We start from the raw sequence: 16,120 nt of genomic DNA, 5'->3' as shown, positions 1-16,120 counted from the left end.
CCCTTTTGTTGCCATTGCGACGAGCCAGCGCGTGGCCCAAGCCACTTAACGTAGGCCCACCATCTTGAGAAACAGCCCGCCCGGGTTCTTATCGGCCTTCACTTTGCCGGTTTTGTGCTTGTAGCAGAAGGAAAAGAGAGCATTTAGCTTCTTGGCGTCCCCGAGAATCTGGCTGACCAGCTTAGGGTCCCGGATTTCCAGCTCTTCCAGGTTCTGCAGGGCCCGGCGCTGCTTTTCTTCCTCAGCCCCATCCTCGAAGGGAATGGGCAGCTGCTGGGGCACCTGGCCGTTGACGAAGAAGCGGATACTGTGGAAGGAGCGCCCCTTCTTAATCAACTCGTAGTTGATGCGCAGGTCGGTGTGCTCGTTGATTTGGGTGGTAGCCACGTCGAGCACGTACTTCTGCAGGGCCGAAATCTTCTCGTACTGCTCCGGCTCGTGGCCCTTAGGGTCCTTGAGCGAGAGCATAACTTTAAACTCGTCCAGGGTGAAGGTTTTCGTTTCCCCGATGTCTTTCCACTGCGAGGCAATCTGGTAGATGCGCTTGGCGTACTTGCTCGATAAACTGAAAACCGACTGCAGGCGGTAGGAAGTGAAGTTGTTTTTCAGGTCAATCAGGTAGCGCCGCATGCGCTCCGAGATTTCCAGTTCAATGATGCCTTCCCCCTTCACGTACAGCGCCGAGGCCAGCAGGCCCACCTGCAGCACGTGCTTGTTATCCTCAATCACGTACTCGCGGCTGCGCAGATTGGAGGTGGCTTCCAGCAGGCGCTGGTAGTTCCAGGAGCGTCCCGTCATCTGCTCCAGCTCCTTTACCCGGATGCGATAGATAGTGCCCGGCTTATCCTCTTTGCGCAGTACCGAGAGCAGCGAGAAGACAATGTCCATCTCGACCGCGCTCATCTCATAGCGGGCGGTGGTAATGGCATTGTGCTGCCGGATCTCGATGCCGGTGGTGGGAGTGCCGGTAGTGGGAGCGGGAGTGCTCATAGGGGAGGGGATAAGTAGCACGTATAGCCAAAGATACGATAGTTGTAGAAATTAAGGTAAGTCTTCCTTCAGCTTCTATCCTTTGGCTTACCATCTCTATCCCTTGCACTTACCATCCCTATCCTTTCACGTACCGATTCTATCCTTTCACGTACCAAAACTATCCTTTCCGCTTACCAACCCTATCCTTTCGCTTACCATTTCTATCCTGGGAGTGGCCTAAAAATCGATGAATCAATATCTTATGGCCCCTGCAAATAGAGTAAATACTTGACAAATAAAAAAAACTCACAAATTTGTTGATGTTCGAAACCGGACAGCTTTTAGAAGGGTACAAAACGTCGGAACGGGACAAGAAAAGCAACAAAAGAAGAGAGTATAAAGCAGCACAAAATGGTTTGTACTTTACCAAGAAAATATGTGCTTTTATTTACTTTATATGCCCTTGCCGGGCCCTGTGCCCATTTTTATACTATCCCAAAAGTAGCTCATACTGCGTTATTTTAGTACCGTCCTGCTCTCAATCTATTACCCCCCAGTTGCGACTGTTTCATCAGCAACTTTTCTGCCTTCCCAGTGAGCCGGAGCGAAGAAAAGCCAAAAGGATAGAAATTATAAGTGGGCCCGGTCACTTCGCGTGAAAGGATAGAAATGGTAAGTCACCCGCACCGGGGTGGCGCCTAAAGGATAGAAATGGTAAGCGATTACAGCCTCTGGGAGCTGTTTTAGAGCGTATCGTGGATGCGGTACGGTCTCGGCGCTGCCGGAGTTGGCTTACAAAATCTATCCTTTGGCCGGTTTCCCATTCCTCTTTGCCCCATTGGTGGTGAATAAACTACTGTAAGCCAGCAAGTAAAAGCTGGTTAAGCCTAATTGTGCGCTGATCCTTGCCGTTGAAACCACTTTGGGCACCTTCCCCTCGTGTACATAAAAGCCCGGGTGCTGACTTACAAAATCTATCCTTTCGCTAACTGATGTCTACCTGGTAACTGGGACGGCAACGCTACCATTAGATGATAGCTAAACGAGCGGGTCATGAACATGGTAAATTAGCACAAGCGCCTTGCTATGCGGCAAACTATTCGGCCTGGGTTTAACCCAGAAGGTAGCCAAAGCACAGTTCCAGGGTTTGCATGAGTAAGCTTACATCAATGAATAAAGAAGTTGCTTTTTGGGGACTTTACCTGATGCAGGCTTGCGTGATCAAGCAGTCCAGCCATCAGCCTGTGGACGGGCCATATGAAATAACTTTTGCTACCCGCCACTATGATTATGGGTGGAAATACTATGACCGCGATTCAGTGAAATTTTCAAGACCCATGCGTTACGTAGTTGGATCTTACCCAATAGTGTATCGCCTGAATACGCAGGAACTGGTAATCTACACAACGCCCCAGGGGCCTGACGCTAGGCCTGAAGTGGCGTTTCGTCAACAACATGATAAACGCACTGCCGCCCGTTTATTCGCCTCATTCAAGCAAGTCAATCTTGACTCACTTGTGCGGCAAACGGACGATATGTTTTCAGATGATGGGTTTAGCATAGATGAAAGTGTGACGAAGGAAGGGCAAAACCGCCGTTTTAGGTGGAGCAATGTGTACTTGCCTTCATTGTTCCAATTGCTTTCAACGACTAACCACCTATCTCCGGAAAGGCTGAAAATCTATTCAGATGCGGAAGAGTCAAACATTATCCGCCAACTGCAACAGGCTTCCCCAAGACCACACTAGCCGTAAGCAACGGGCCTGCGTACTATTACCGGTTTAGTACGCTTCCTTTACGGCATGAAAGCTCCGAAAGCAACTCCACCCCGCGTTCCCGTGCTGCCGCTGGAGCGCGAGCAGCTGCCCGTTGTTCCCATTGCCTGCAGCACCCTGGCCGAGCTGATTCACTCGCTGGGCACCCGCAAGGAGGTGGCCGAGGCCTGGAAAGTAGTGCCCCGCACCCTGGCCCTGCGGATGCAGCGGCCCGAAACCGCTACTCTGGAAGAGCTGCAGCGCCTGGCCGTGCTCGCCCGGCTCGACCTGCCCACCGTATTCGAGCTGGCGTACTACCAGATGCAGCATCCCGTGGCCGTCCCGGCGCCGCAACTGGGACGCCCCAAGCAACAGCACTAAGGCGCGACCTGGCGCTTGGCGACACTGCCGGCGGACGCGCGGGGAACCGTTCGCGTAGGCAGAATGCATTTCACGGCTACCTTTTTACCATTCGTCCTTTTTTCGACCGGCGCTGTTCATCTGCAGATAATTTCGTGGTAGCCACCCGGTTCCCCGGATGCCGGGGTGCCGGCCACGTTCCGCGACCAGCTCAATTTCCTGACCGCTCAGCAGTAAAGCCACCCTGATCTTTTTCCCTTTTGTGGCCGATACCACCACCGAAATGCGCTTTCTGCCAGTTTAAGGAGCCTTTCAGGGGGTAAATGCGTTGTATTACCTGAACCATTAGCCTTGACCGATGACTCAGTCCATCACCTTTTCCGAGCGGGAGGCGACCCCCGCCCAGCGGCAGGAACTCATCGATAAAGCCCGCGCCTGGAGTGTCGCCCAGGGGGCCGTACCCGGCCCGGCCGCTGAGGCGGTGTACGCCCGGTACGTGGCGGGCGAGTTAACGCTGCAGGGCGTCACCGACGAGCTGAAAAGCTTCTATGCGGGCCACACCGAGGCTCTTAAAGACGCAACAGCCATGCGCCCGGAGCAACCGCTGCTGGACTAACGCTCCCGCTCCATACAGCCCGTCTGGTCTTCGGTCGGACGGGTTTTTTATCACCAACCTTCTTGCCGTGGCAATTCAGGATGGATTTTACGACCCAGCCCACCAGGTCATCTACAACCGGTTGGGCATCACCAACCAGGACCAGTTGCGCGAAGCGGAAGGAGCCTTGTCCATTCCCGCACTGCTGCGCATCGTGGTGGGGGCTGTGGACCTACCGGGGCAGTTTGACGCTGCGCACCTGAAGCGCATTCACCGGGAGCTGTTTCAGGACGTGTACCAGTGGGCGGGGCAAACCCGTGCCCAGGGTCCAAACGGCCCGTTTCAGGGGCAAAAGCTGGCCTACGTGCTCAATGCTCAGGGGGATATGATGCGCTACGCGCCCTACCAGCAGCTGGACCAGCGCCTGGATGCTATCGGCGCCCAGCTGCAGCTGGAAAACAACCTGCGCGGCCTGACACCGGAGCAGTTTGCCCGGCGGGCGGCCTATTATTTTGACCAGTACAACCACGCGCACGCTTTTCGGGAAGGCAACGGGCGCACCATCCAGAGCGTGATGACCTTACTGGGCCGGCAGGCCGGCTACCAGGTCGAACTAAGCCCGGAAGCCGCCATTCACCTCAACAATGCCCGCGACCTGGCCATCATCCGGCCCTACGGGCCAGTCCAGCCGGAGAAGAACCTGGAGCCCCTGGTCTTGCTGCTGCGGGCGGCCAGCACGCCGATCGCCGGCGCGGAGGCCGCCCGGCTGCGCGAGGCAAGCCAGGCCCGGCCAGTAGCGGATCCTACGCCCGATATGCAGCGCATGGAAGCCCAGCGGGTACTGCAGGCCAGCGCCTACATTATCGGGGAGGCCTTGCGCGATATTGACCGGGGCGATACCACCAGGGGCAACCGGCTACTGCAACAAATGACGCTGGTGCTGCTCGAGCCGACCACGGCCGGGCAGTACTGCCGGAGTATACAGCAGGCGGCGCTGGAAGTAGCCAAGCACCCGGTGCTGCGGCAGGAAGGCCCACTCCTGCAGCACGCCGGGTGGCTGGCGGAAAGCGTGCAGCAGCTGGTGCACTTGGCCCCGCCCATCCAGGCAGCTGCCATCCAGCACCAGCGCTCGGCTCCTAAACCAGTCCCGAAGCGGCCAGTACCAAGACGCTAGCAAATCCTGGCTGCCGGCTAGCCCACGAGCAGAAAATCCTCCAGCCGGGTGGTGTACTGCGGCGTGCGCCACTGGGCCTGCCCTTCCCAGGGGGCCCGGGACTGGCCCGGGGGCAGCACCAGCGAAGCCAGCTGCACGGTGCCTTTGCCAAAGCGGCGGTTCAGCGCGTCCAGCTCGGCCATGAGCTTGGTTCGCTTCTCCGATACGGGGGGAGCCTCAAACAGCGAGAGCTGGGTTTGCCCCGCCGGCTCCAGTCCGTCCAGCATGACGCCGGCCTTGGTATACCGGTTGCCCGGCTGCCAGAGGCGCTTGAGCGCGGCCCGGGCAAAGCGGACCAGCTCTACCGTGTCGCTGGTGGCCACCGGCAGCGTGAGCACCACGGAGCAGGAGTAGGGCGGAGGCTCCAGCCCGTAGCGGCTCTTGCTCAGGAACACGGTCAGCAGGTGGGCCGCGTCGCCCTGCCGCCGCAGCTTTTCTCCCGCCCGGCAGGCGAACGCGCTCACCGCTCCCACAATATCCGAAAAGCCGGTTAATGGCCGGCCAAACGTGCGCGATACGCACAGGCTGCGTCGGGCCCGGGTTCCGTCCTCACTCGGGGCCAGCCCCTGGCAGGGATAGCCGTTGAGCTCCCGAACCAGCCGGGCCCCTACCACGCCCCCCAGGTGCTTGCGGGCATACGCTTCCGAGCAGCTGGCCAGCTCCCCGGCCGTGCGGATGCCGGCCGCGTAGAGCTTCTGGGCGTACTGGTGCCCAATGCCCCAGACATCCTCCACCGCTACCTGCTCCAGGGCCCCGCGGCGGCGCTCTGCCGTATCGAGGTAACAAACGCCGCCCAGGGCCGGATTCTGCTTGGCCAGGCGGTTGGCCAGCTTGGCCAGGGTCTTGGTGGGGGCGATGCCGACGCAGGTCGGTATACCCGTGCGCGCCAGCACATTGGCTCGGATGGTGCGGGCCAGCTCCTCCAGGCTCGGGGCCACGAAGCGCTCCATCCCGTGCAGATCGAGAAAGGCCTCGTCGATGGAGTACACCTCCACGGCCGGTACGACCTGGCTCAGATACCACATCACCCGGCGGGACATATCCCCGTAGAGGGCGTAGTTGCTGGAAAAGACGGCTACCTGGTGCTGCTCGAGCAGGGGCTTGACCTGGAAGTACGGGTCGCCCATCCGCAGGCCCAGGGCCTTGGCCTCCGGGCTACGCGAGATCAGGCACCCGTCGTTGTTGGAAAGCACCACGACCGGCCGGCCCTCCAGCCGGGGCTGAAAAACCCGCTCGCAACTGACGTAGAAGTTGTTACAGTCCACTAAGGCGTACATAGCTAATCGCGGGTGCGCAGCAGGGCCGTGAGTTTGCCCGGCACAAGCTCGTGGAGCACGTGGGTGACCACGCCCCAGATGCGCACGTCCCCCGCGTCGCGAATCTCCCAGGGCTGATAGTCGGGGTTTTCCGGCTTGAGCCACCAGGCTCCGTCCTCGCAGACCAGGCGCTTGACAGTGCATTCCCCGTCCACGACGGCCACCACGATATGGTTGTGATCGGCTTCCAGCTGTTTATCCACGGCCAGCAGGTCGCCCTCGTGAATTTCAGCATTTTTCATGCTTTCCCCGCTGACCCGTACCAGGTAAGTGGCGTCCGGATGGCGCAGCAGCAGGCGGTTTAAATCAAACACCTCGTCGGTGTAATCGGAGGCCGGGGAGGGAAAGCCGGCCGGGACCAGGCAGCTGAACAGGGGCAGTAAAAAGGCTAGGGAAGAGTCCGGGACGGGTAATAAGTCAAGGTTGCGCATAGGAGGCAAAGCGGGGCAGATTCGCAAGTATACGCACTGCTAATAAAATTAGGTAATCTAAACTAAATAATTTAGCTTGCTGGTGGCGTAGCGGCAGGCCCTGTGGACTTCCACGCAGGCAGCGACGGGCGCGCCCTTTTGTGCGTGTCTCCACCCCGTTCTCCTTCCTCCCGCCCCCTGCTGGGCGTGCACCTGCTGGAGGCTACTGCCGACCCACTGGTATTTGCCTTTCACCGGGATCAGGCCGATGCCGCCCCGGCCTGCATTATTATCTCCCGCCACGCCTGGCAGCTGCTGGGGCCCTCGCAGGCAGTGGACTACGTGGTGGAGCGCTACCTGCTGGAGTTTCCGGAAGAACGGGCGCGGGTAGGGCCGGGCCTAGTGCGCTTCTGCGTGCGCTACGCCCTGGCCTGGGCGGCACAACTGATCCGGCCCCCGCGGTTTCAGAGGCGGACCGGGAAAACCACGGAAGCCGCTAAAGCACTGCCGGGGAGCGGCTGACCGGGAGGGCGTGGTAGCGGGATGTGAAGGCCTGGATCGGCCATGCCGCCGCCCGCTGGGGCAGTCGGTATTTCCTTATTGTTACCATCCGGGCTCCGATTCCAGCTCGACCGGGAAAAGCTAGTAGCTTTAAGGCTGCGGAAATCTTGTCAGCCGCTAAGTTCTTTCTTTCCAGTCTAGTTGATGTACACCTCTACCTTCCCTCGGGCCCTGGGCATCCCCCTGCTGCTAGCCCTGACCGGATGGCTGAGCCCCACCGCCCGGGCCCAGACGACCACTACGGAATCCTTTGACTCCGGAACCAAGACCACCTATCCGGCCGCGTCCGTGACGCTGGGTACCGGCTCCTGGACCCTGGACGACGCCCTGCTCGGGGCCGATGCCCAGGACCACAAGGCAGGCGCTCAGGCCGTGCGCCTGCAGCAGCGCGGCACGCTCACCATGGACTTCTTTCTGCCGGATGGAGCCAGCACCGTCACCGTGCAGCATGCCGCCTACGGTACGGACCCGACCGCCGCCTTCGAGCTCTGGTACCAGACCCAGGGCTGCGCCGACTGGGTCCGGGTGGGCCAGCCGGTGGTGGCCACCGGCTACGCCCTGCAGACGGCCTCTTTCCCCGTTGGCGTACCCGGCGCCCTGCGCTTTCAGCTGCGTAAGGTCAGTGGGGGAGCGGCCCGCCTGAATCTGGACAACTTCACGGTGGCGGCCTACTCGGCCACCCCGCCTCCTTCCACAGTCGGGGACGACCAGCACCTGACCATGGGCAACCCCAGCGGGGCGGTGGCCGATGTGAACCAGCCCACCAATTACCTGATGGAAAAGCCCCAGTACGCGCTGAGCTACCACCGCGACCAGGGGAAGCCCAACTGGGTAAGCTGGTACCTGGCCCCGAAGTGGGTGGGCTCAGCGGCCCGCCAGAACGACTTTCGGGCCGACAACACCCTGCCCGCCGGCTGGTACCAGGTCAGCAACGGTAGCTACTCCGGGTCGGGCTTTGACCGGGGCCACAACTGTCCCTCGGCCGACCGCACCAGCACCGTGGCCGACAACTCGGCCACCTTCCTGATGACCAACATGATTCCCCAGTCGCCTACCAACAACCAGCAGACCTGGGCGACGCTGGAAAACTACGGCCGCACCCTGATTGACGCCGGCAACGAGCTCTACATCATCATGGGCTCCTACGGCAAGGGCGGCAACGGGGTGATCCGCGCCAATGGGCAGCCCGACCGCCCGGTGTATGCCGAGACCATCGACCAGGGCCGCATCCAGGTGCCCAAGCGCATCTGGAAAGTGATCGTCGTGCTGCCCCAGGGCACCAATGATATCAGCCGGGTGAATGCCAGCACCCGCATCATCGCCATCGATACGCCCAACGACAACGGGATGACCTCCAACTGGGGCCAGTACCGCACCACCGTGGATGCCATCGAGGCGGCCACCGGCCTGGACCTGCTCTCGGCCCTGCCGGTGAGCGTGCAGCAGGTCGTGGAGGCCCAGGTCGACAACGGCCCCACTAACTAGGCCGGGAGCGTCTGTGCCCGCCTTCTCCCGTTTTCCTTCCCGACTTATCCCATGACTTTTTCTACCTCATACCCCGCGCGCGTCCTGGCAGGGCGACTCCTGGCGCGCCTGCTGCCGGCCCTGCTGCCCGCCCTGCTGCTCAGCCTCGGGGCCCAGGCCCAGACGCCCTACGCCCTGAGCACCGGCAACTACGCCGAAAACTTCAGCCAGATCAGTGGTTGGGCCGATAACTTCGCCTCCGGAACCGGGGCCGCCCCCTTTTCTGCGGCCGCGCCCAGCCCCACGCTGCCCAACCAGAACCAAGTCTTTAATAGCGGTACCAGCGGGGGCGTGCAGAAGGGTACCCAGGCCATTGTGCTGCTGGCCACCGGCAGCGACAACGCCAACGCCGCCGCCTTCGACCTGAACCTGGACTTTACCGGCACCACGGCCGGCACGATTTCCCTGACCTGGGCCGAGGTGAATAATTCCACCGGTAACCGCCAGAGCACCTTCAAGCTGCAAACCAATACCGGCACCAATGGAGCCTGGGTGGATCTGCCTGGCTCCAGCGTGGTGCTGACCAACAACGCGGCTTCCTCCGGGCAGCTCAGCGCCCTGGCCCTGCCGGCCGCTTTTGATAACAGCGCCACGGCTAAAATCCGCTTCTACATCGTGCCCACCGCCGGGGGCACGAACCCGACCGGTTCCCGTCCGAAAATCAGCCTCGACAACCTGGCTGTAACGGCAACTGCCGCCGGCCCCGTTACGCCTAAAATCACGACCGGTACCATTGCGGGCAGCCCCTTCTGCGTAACCGGCTCAGCGGGCACGGCTGTGTCGGTACCCTATGCCGTAACCGGTGGCCTGTCAGGCACCTTTGCCGCCCAGCTCTCCGACGCCAGCGGCTCCTTTGCCGCGGACCTGCCCCAGAACCTGATCGGCACCGGCTCCGCTACGCCGATTGCTGCTACTCTGCCCGCGGGCACCCCGGCCGGCAGCGGCTACCGCATCCGGGTGGTGCACGCCGCCTCCGGCACCATCGGCAGCGCCAACACGGCCGACCTGACCGTCACGAATCCCCCGGTTAGCAACAGCGTCACCCTCAACTCCACCGCGGGGCAGAGCATCACCACCACCGGCACCGGCTCGCCCCTTACCGCCTCGGCGACGGCACCCTCTACCTTCGCCTGGACCTACGGCACCAGCAGCCTGGGCCCGTTCACCACGGCCATCAGCGGGGCCACTGCGGCCTCGTACACGCCGAAGGGCGCCGACTTCGGCGGCGTGGCCGGTACCTACTACTTGGTCGCCCAGGCCAGCAGCACCTGCGGCAGCGTGTCGGCGACCAGCGCCCCGGTGACAATTAGCGTGAGTGCCCCCCAGCCCACGGTCACGGCCAGCCCCAACCCGGTGCCCGACTTCGGCAGCGTGGCCACGGGTTCCGCCTCCATCGCCAAACCCGTTACCCTGACCGGCAGCAACCTGTCCGGGGATGTTACCCTAACCCCGCCCGCCGGCTTCCAGCTGCGCACCGGCACCGGCGCCTTTAGCTGCGCCGCTCTCACGCTCACCCCCGCCGGGGGTAATTTGTCGGCCACGGTGGAGGTGCGCTTCCTGCCCGCCCTGGATCAGGCCTACAGCGGCAGTATCAGCGTCTCCTCGCCCGGAGCCGGCTCCCTGCCCGGCATTGCCGTTTCCGGCGCCGGCACCAGCCCGGTGTACCCGCCCAGCGTCCGCACCCTGCTCCCCTCCGCCGTCACCAGCTCGGCAGCCACCAGCGGGGGGGAAGTGCAGGAGGATGGGGGGAGCCCCGTCACGGCCCGGGGCGTGGCCTACGCTACCACCCCGGCCCCGACTACCCAGGATGATTTCACCCAGGACGGCACCGGCCTCGGCACGTTTACCAGCCAGCTGATCGGCCTTGTGCCCAACACCACGTACTACGTGCGGGCCTACGCCACCAATGCGCAGGGCACCAGCTACGGGGAGCAGGTCAGCTTCACTACCCCGGCCGTGACCCTGGCCGCCGAGCCCACCCAGGGCAGCACCCTCACGGCCACCACCGTTTCGCCCACGAGCGTAACGCTTACCATCAGCGGGGGCGATGGGGCCAAGCAGCTGCTGCTGGCCACTCCCGGCCCGGCCCTCGGGTTCCAGCCCACGGACGGCACAACCTACGCCGGCAACAGCGCCTTCGGGCAGGGTGACCAGCCCACGCCCGGCACCTACGTGGTACTGGCCGGCAGCGCCGCCAGCGTTACTGTCACCGGACTGACAGCCGACACCGAGTACACCTTCGCCGTCTTCGACTACAACGACGACAATACCAGCGGGGCCGAGAACTACCTGCTCACCCCCCACGGGGAGCTGACCCTGTCCACGCCCCCGCTGCCGGCGGGCCTGCTGCTGGCCGAGAACTTCGACTACCCGGCCGGGGACCGGCTCACCGACCACGGCTGGACGGCCCACAGCTTCCCCGGCACCAATGCCATCCTGCTCAGCGCCCCGGGCTTGGCCTACAGCGGCTACGATGCAGCGGGCTTCAACCGCCCGGCTGCTGTGAATGCCGCCGCTGCCCTGACGGCCTCGGGGGAGGACGTAAGCCGCACCTTCCCGGCTCAGGCCGCCGGCACGGCCGTGTACGCCTCGGCTCTGGTAAGCGTCAGCTCGGCCAGCACGGCCGACTACTTCCTGCACCTGAGCACCGACCCGGTCGTGAGCACCTTCCGGGCCCGCCTGTTCGTGCGCTCAGCCAGCGGGGGGAAAATCCAGTTCGGCGTATCGGGCAGCGGCACTACGACCCAGTACGACCCTACGCTCTACGAGTTGAATACCACCTACCTGCTGGTGATGCGCTACACCTTCGGGCCCTCCGGGGCGGAAACGAAGCTGTACGTGAATCCGGGGCAGAGCGAGCCGGCCGTGGCCGGGGCCACCAGCACGGAATCCGCCACGTCGGCTCCCAGCAGCATCGGCGCGGTCGCCCTGCGTCAGGGCTCCAATACCTCCCCGCTGCTGCTCGACGGATTGCGCGTAGCCAACAGCTACTCGGCCGCCCGCGCCTTTTCCACCCCGCTGCCGGTCACGCTTACCCGCTTTTCGGCCCAGCGCCACGCCAGTGGGCTGGTCCAAGTGAGCTGGGCCACGGCGCAGGAGATCGGGGCCCAGAGCTTCCGGGTGCAGCGCAGCCTGGATGGTCGCACCTTCACCTCGGTCGCCAGCCAGGCGGCGGCGGGCACTACTAGCCAGGCCCGCCAGTACCAGGCGCTGGACGCGACGGCCCCGGCCGGCCAGCTCTACTACCGCCTGGAGCAGCAGGACCAGGACGGCACCCTGCACTACAGCAGCGTAGTCGCGGTGGGTCCGCAAAATGGTGCAGCATTGGCCGCTTCCCTCACCCTGGCTCCGAACCCGGCCGGGGCGGTGCAGGCGCTGACGCTTACCGTAGCGGGCCGGGCCGGGCAGGCCCTGACGCTGCAGGTACTTGATAACACCGGCCGGCAGCTCTACACCCAGCCCCTGCGCCCCGGCGCGGAGGTGGAGCAGCTAGGTCTGCGCCTGCCGGCGGGGTTGCCCGCCGGGACGTACGTGTTGCGGCTGAGCGGTGCCGGCGTCGCACCTCTGCACGCCCGCCTGGTACTAACCCGGTAGGGAAGTAGCTGGTTAAAACACGAAAAAAGGCCATCCAATCAGGTGGCCTTTTTTCGTGTTTTAACCAGCTACTTCTTACGAAGGGGGGAGGTAGCTCAGCCGCTGCTACTAGCTTTCAGCTGAGCAGAGTACAAGGACCCTGCTTTTAACGTAGGCCCGAATGTGTAGACCGATCATTCTCCTGGTGGTTTTTCCAAACTTTCAACAAAAGCCCCCTTACGCCAAGAGATCGACTACCATGCCTGCAAGGCAGAGGTGCTTGATCCGCCGTTCTCAAGCTGTATATTCTTGGTTATTAAAATTTTTCAGGCTTGCTCAATTAGTAAAGACAGCTGAATTTTGCACAGACAATCCATTGCTAGTCGATCATTCCATTGCTAGCTGATATCTATTCCCAAGTGAATGAAGCATCTCTACACCCAACCTTCTGGTAAGGTCAAGTTACCAAGGGACTCCAGCCACCATCGGTCACCTTTACACCGGAGTTTATTTCGAATTTCATACTGCATTACCGCTCTGGTGCTGGTAGTAACTGGGCAGCGGGCCTGGGCGCAGGCACCACAGGTTGTAACGGTGGCACCCGGCCGCAATACCATCGCGGCCGGGGTGAACTCGAACGTAAGGGTTACGTTCTCCCAGCCCATGCAGGCTGCCGCGGCTTCCACTACCGGCCTGCGGGTCTTCAGCAGCCAGCGTGGCGGTTTGCTGCCTGGCACCTACAGTGGAGCCGGCACCACTACTGCCACCTTTCAGCCAGCCCAGCACCTTAAGCCTGGTGAAACAGTGCAGGTTGATGTTTTAAAAGGTACATTGAGTGCAACAGGGCAGGCATTACCACTGGCTTCGTTAACTCAATTCACCGTTGCCACCACACCATCCCCCGGCACGTTTGGGTTACCAGGCCAAGTCCTGACAGCTACACGAGACACCTACGGAGTGACGGCCGCCGACTTTAACGGGGACGGAAACCTAGATCTGGCCAGTTGCAGCCAGTATACCACCTCGAAGGTGCAGGTGCGCTTCGGGCTGGGCGACGGTACGTTCGGCAGCCCAGTCGATTACGCGATGGGGCCGGCGTATTTCCTGACCTCCGCTGACTTGGACAACGATGGTGACCTGGATTTGCTGGTAGGCAATGGGGGACAAGTGGTCGTAATGCAAAATAACGGGAACGGCGTATTCACAACCTTGCGCCCTTTTCGGACTGGCGACGACGTACGCACAATTGCGCCGGCTGACCTGGATGGGGACGGCAACCTGGATATGGTAGTGGCCTGCACCGCATCCGGTAGCGTATTTGTCCATTTTGGTCAGGGCGATGGGACCTTCAGCACCACAAGGGGTAACTACTTCAATATAAGTGCCCCGGTAGGCGTGGCAGTGGGAGATATCGATGGGGATGGAGACTTGGACTACGTGACCGCCGGGGCCCAGAGCAACCGGGCCTTCATGCGCCTAAATGACGGAACCGGCACCTTTACGGCTGGGGCAACACTGACCGTCGGATTTCAGCCGAACAGTATTGCTCTCGGCGACCTGAACGGTGACGGAGCACTGGATGTGGTGACGGCTAACCAGAACAGTAGCAACGTGTCCGTGTTGCTGAATACGAACGCGGGTACTGGCACTTTCCAGGCTGCCACTACCCTCAATACCGGTAATGTTCCCACGGATGTGAAGCTGGGCGACGTGGATGGGGATGGAGATCTGGATCTGGCAGTTAGCGGCAATACCCGTGATATACGACTCAACAATGGCAGTGGAACATTCAGCCCCGGCCAGCTTATTTCATCCGGAGCGTACTACGTAGCCCTGGCCGACGTAAACAACGACGGCACCCTGGACCTGATAGGCGGATCCAATCCTTCACCTACCGGCAGCACCAGTAGCATCAATGTGTATCTAAACGGGGCCACACCAACGCTTACCAGCTTCGCGCCTGGCAGCGGCCCTATTGGCAGCAGCGTCACGCTGACGGGTACCAATCTGGCCGCTACTACACAGGTGAGCTTTGCTGGTAGGCCAGCCACCAGCTTCACGGTGAACTCGGCTACAACAGTAACGGCGATGGTGCCGGCGGGAACAATCAGCGGGCCCATCGAAGTCACCACAATGCCGGGCATGCAAGCTACCAGTGCCACCCGATTTATAGTTCCTGCCCCCGTCATAACCAGTGTTAGCCCAACCGAGGGGCTGGCGGGGACGGTCGTCACGGTAACGGGTACCGGGTTTCTGGAAGCTACGCAGGTAACGTTTGCTGGCACAGCCGCTCCGGGATTTTCGGTGAACGCTGCTGGCACGCAACTGACGGTGGCGGCTCCGGCTGGAGTGAGCACCGGCCTGGTGTTGGTTACAACGCCCAATGGTACCAGCAATGGAATCCCGTTTACCGGGGCGCCAACGCTCACTACGATCTCCCCAGCTTTCGGCCCAGCCGGAACAATTGTGACGCTGACTGGGGCAGGATTGCAAAATGCTAGTGCCGTCACATTTGGTGGAGTAGTGGCACCGGGCTTTACGGTGGATGCGGGTGGCACCAGCCTGCAGGTGAGTGCTCCCGCCGGGGTACTTTCGGGGTTGGTATACGTGAGGTGGTCTAGGCAAGACGGACAGAAGAAGGACGTATATTTCTTCTGTGATGACAGCCAAAAAGAACGGGGCGTCGCCCGACAAACGGCGTAAATACGACGAGGCGTTTAAGACCGAGGCCCTGCGCCTGGCCAGCGAGAGCCGCAGCACCCAAGCGGCGGCGCGGCAGTTGGGCATCAGCCCCAAGCTGCTCTACCGCTGGCAGCAGGCGCAGCTCGTGGCCGAAGTGGGCAGTGAGGAAGTGGCGCGCGACCCGGAAGTGCGCGCCCTGCGGGCCCGACTGAAACGGGCCGAGCAGGAGCTCGACATTTTAAAAAAAGCCTTGGTCATCTTCGGCCAGCCGACCCGGTGAGCACCTACCAGCACATCGCCCAACGCCGGGCCCACGTACCCGTGCGCCAGCTTTGCCAGGTGCTGCGCGTGGCCCCGGCCGCCTACTATGCGTGGCAGCGCCGCCGGCAGCAGCCGGTGGTCGAGCCGGCCTGGCAACTGGCCGTGCGCGAGGTATTTGCGCACCACAACCAACGCTACGGCACCCGCCGGCTGCGGGCGGAGGTACAGGCGCAAGGCCACGCGGTGGGCCGCTGGCGCATCCGCCGCGTGCTAAAGGCGCACGGCTTGTGGGCCCAGCAGCCGCGCTCGTTTGTGCCCCGCACCACCGACTCGGACCCGGCCGTGCGCGCGGCGCCTAACCGCTTGCTCGGCCAGCCGGCCCCCACCGCCCCGAACCGGGTCTGGGTGGGCGACATCACCTACCTGCCCCGCCAGGGCGGCGGCTGGCTCTACCTGGCCGTCTGGCTCGACCGCTGCTCGCGCAAAATCGTGGGCTGGGACGTACGCGACACCATGCCGGAGGACCTAGTCAGCGAGGCGCTCCGTCGCGCCCTGGTCGTGCGCCGCCCCCCGGCCGGGCTGGTCGTGCACTCCGACCAGGGCAGCCAGTACACGGCCACCCGCTTCAAGGACTTACTGGCCCGCCACGGGGCCGTGCAAAGCATGAGCCGGCGCGGCAATTGCTACGATAACGCCCACGCCGAGTCCTTTTGGAGCCGCTTCAAAGCCGAACTGCTCGACGGCGGCAGTTTCCCCGGCCTGGCCGAAGCCAAGCTCGAAATCAGCCACCACATCGCCTACTACAACGCCGAACGACGCCATTCCGCCCTCGGCTACCAAGCTCCCAACCATTTCGAACTCCACCTTCAAACAACGTCCCAACTCTGTCCAGCTTAGCT

The 16,120-nt window shown here is 62.2% G+C and carries 13 protein-coding genes; 10 read left to right on the top strand and 3 right to left on the bottom strand.

What is annotated here, in order from left to right; translation table 11 throughout:
• Window positions 1–45 precede the first annotated feature (45 nt).
• Window positions 46–990 carry a replication initiation protein gene (locus ACN19L_RS20515; RefSeq protein WP_426491309.1) on the bottom strand — a complete coding sequence of 315 codons (945 nt, stop codon included), beginning with the start codon at window positions 988–990 and terminating at the stop codon, window positions 46–48.
• Window positions 991–2,141: 1,151 nt separating this feature from the next.
• Between ACN19L_RS20515 and ACN19L_RS20510 the strand changes: the two genes are divergently transcribed.
• The 4 genes from ACN19L_RS20510 to ACN19L_RS20495 all read left to right on the top strand — a co-directional run bounded on the left by ACN19L_RS20510 (window position 2,142) and on the right by ACN19L_RS20495 (window position 4,855).
• Complete coding sequence (locus ACN19L_RS20510) at window positions 2,142–2,720, top strand: hypothetical protein (protein ID WP_426491308.1); 579 nt, start codon at window positions 2,142–2,144, stop codon at window positions 2,718–2,720.
• A 54-nt stretch (window positions 2,721–2,774) separates the two neighbouring features.
• The gene (locus ACN19L_RS20505) at window positions 2,775–3,107 is read left to right on the top strand and encodes a hypothetical protein (RefSeq protein ID WP_426491307.1); all 333 of its coding nucleotides are present in this window, start codon (window positions 2,775–2,777) and stop codon (window positions 3,105–3,107) included.
• Window positions 3,108–3,444: 337 nt separating this feature from the next.
• Window positions 3,445–3,702, top strand: a complete 258-nt coding sequence (locus ACN19L_RS20500) for an antitoxin VbhA family protein (RefSeq protein WP_426491306.1) — start codon at window positions 3,445–3,447, stop codon at window positions 3,700–3,702.
• A gap of 67 nt (window positions 3,703–3,769) precedes the next feature.
• Window positions 3,770–4,855 carry a Fic/DOC family protein gene (locus ACN19L_RS20495; RefSeq protein ID WP_426491305.1) on the top strand — a complete coding sequence of 362 codons (1,086 nt, stop codon included), beginning with the start codon at window positions 3,770–3,772 and terminating at the stop codon, window positions 4,853–4,855.
• A 17-nt stretch (window positions 4,856–4,872) separates the two neighbouring features.
• On the opposite strand, the gene ACN19L_RS20490 is transcribed toward ACN19L_RS20495, so the two are convergent.
• Window positions 4,873–6,171 (bottom strand): Y-family DNA polymerase, encoded by a 1,299-nt coding sequence (locus tag ACN19L_RS20490; RefSeq protein WP_426491304.1) that lies wholly within the window; start codon window positions 6,169–6,171, stop codon window positions 4,873–4,875.
• Window positions 6,172–6,173: 2 nt separating this feature from the next.
• Window positions 6,174–6,641, bottom strand: a complete 468-nt coding sequence (locus tag ACN19L_RS20485; protein ID WP_426491303.1) for a LexA family protein — start codon at window positions 6,639–6,641, stop codon at window positions 6,174–6,176.
• 144 nt (window positions 6,642–6,785) lie between these two features.
• On the opposite strand from ACN19L_RS20485, the gene ACN19L_RS20480 reads away from it, so the two are divergent.
• The 6 genes from ACN19L_RS20480 (at window position 6,786) to ACN19L_RS20455 (ending at window position 16,118) form a co-directional block, all read left to right on the top strand.
• Window positions 6,786–7,142 (top strand): hypothetical protein, encoded by a 357-nt coding sequence (locus tag ACN19L_RS20480; protein WP_426491302.1) that lies wholly within the window; start codon window positions 6,786–6,788, stop codon window positions 7,140–7,142.
• A gap of 183 nt (window positions 7,143–7,325) precedes the next feature.
• The gene (locus ACN19L_RS20475; protein ID WP_426491301.1) at window positions 7,326–8,666 is read left to right on the top strand and encodes a DNA/RNA non-specific endonuclease; all 1,341 of its coding nucleotides are present in this window, start codon (window positions 7,326–7,328) and stop codon (window positions 8,664–8,666) included.
• A gap of 51 nt (window positions 8,667–8,717) precedes the next feature.
• Window positions 8,718–12,299, top strand: coding sequence for a beta strand repeat-containing protein (locus tag ACN19L_RS20470; RefSeq protein ID WP_426491300.1), 3,582 nt, complete (start codon window positions 8,718–8,720; stop codon window positions 12,297–12,299).
• Between the two features lie 519 nt (window positions 12,300–12,818).
• Complete coding sequence (locus ACN19L_RS20465; RefSeq protein ID WP_426491299.1) at window positions 12,819–14,981, top strand: FG-GAP-like repeat-containing protein; 2,163 nt, start codon at window positions 12,819–12,821, stop codon at window positions 14,979–14,981.
• Complete coding sequence (locus ACN19L_RS20460) at window positions 14,938–15,240, top strand: transposase (RefSeq protein ID WP_223831499.1); 303 nt, start codon at window positions 14,938–14,940, stop codon at window positions 15,238–15,240. The genes ACN19L_RS20465 and ACN19L_RS20460 overlap by 44 nt, the downstream gene beginning before the upstream one ends.
• Entirely contained in the window at window positions 15,237–16,118 is an 882-nt protein-coding gene (locus ACN19L_RS20455) for an IS3 family transposase (RefSeq protein WP_426491298.1), read from the top strand. The genes ACN19L_RS20460 and ACN19L_RS20455 overlap by 4 nt, the downstream gene beginning before the upstream one ends.
• The last annotated feature ends 2 nt before the right edge of the window (window positions 16,119–16,120 follow it).

The sequence above is a fragment of the Hymenobacter sp. 102 genome, from assembly GCF_049949205.1.
Taxonomy (GTDB): domain Bacteria; phylum Bacteroidota; class Bacteroidia; order Cytophagales; family Hymenobacteraceae; genus Hymenobacter.
The sequence above is the reverse complement of the archived record's forward strand: the minus strand, read 5'-3'. Positions and strand labels throughout refer to the sequence as shown.

Bases quoted from the DNA above. Each gene is read 5' to 3' on its own strand.
- ACN19L_RS20510 (WP_426491308.1), top strand. From the start codon at position 2,142: ATGAATAAAGAAGTTGCTTTTTGGGGACTTTACCTGATGCAGGCTTGC.
- ACN19L_RS20460 (WP_223831499.1), top strand. From the start codon at position 14,938: ATGACAGCCAAAAAGAACGGGGCGTCGCCCGACAAACGGCGTAAATAC.
- ACN19L_RS20515 (WP_426491309.1), bottom strand. From the start codon at position 990: ATGAGCACTCCCGCTCCCACTACCGGCACTCCCACCACCGGCATCGAG.
- ACN19L_RS20470 (WP_426491300.1), top strand. From the start codon at position 8,718: ATGACTTTTTCTACCTCATACCCCGCGCGCGTCCTGGCAGGGCGACTC.
- ACN19L_RS20475 (WP_426491301.1), top strand. From the start codon at position 7,326: ATGTACACCTCTACCTTCCCTCGGGCCCTGGGCATCCCCCTGCTGCTA.
- ACN19L_RS20505 (WP_426491307.1), top strand. From the start codon at position 2,775: ATGAAAGCTCCGAAAGCAACTCCACCCCGCGTTCCCGTGCTGCCGCTG.
- ACN19L_RS20500 (WP_426491306.1), top strand. From the start codon at position 3,445: ATGACTCAGTCCATCACCTTTTCCGAGCGGGAGGCGACCCCCGCCCAG.
- ACN19L_RS20490 (WP_426491304.1), bottom strand. From the start codon at position 6,171: ATGTACGCCTTAGTGGACTGTAACAACTTCTACGTCAGTTGCGAGCGG.
- ACN19L_RS20485 (WP_426491303.1), bottom strand. From the start codon at position 6,641: ATGCGCAACCTTGACTTATTACCCGTCCCGGACTCTTCCCTAGCCTTT.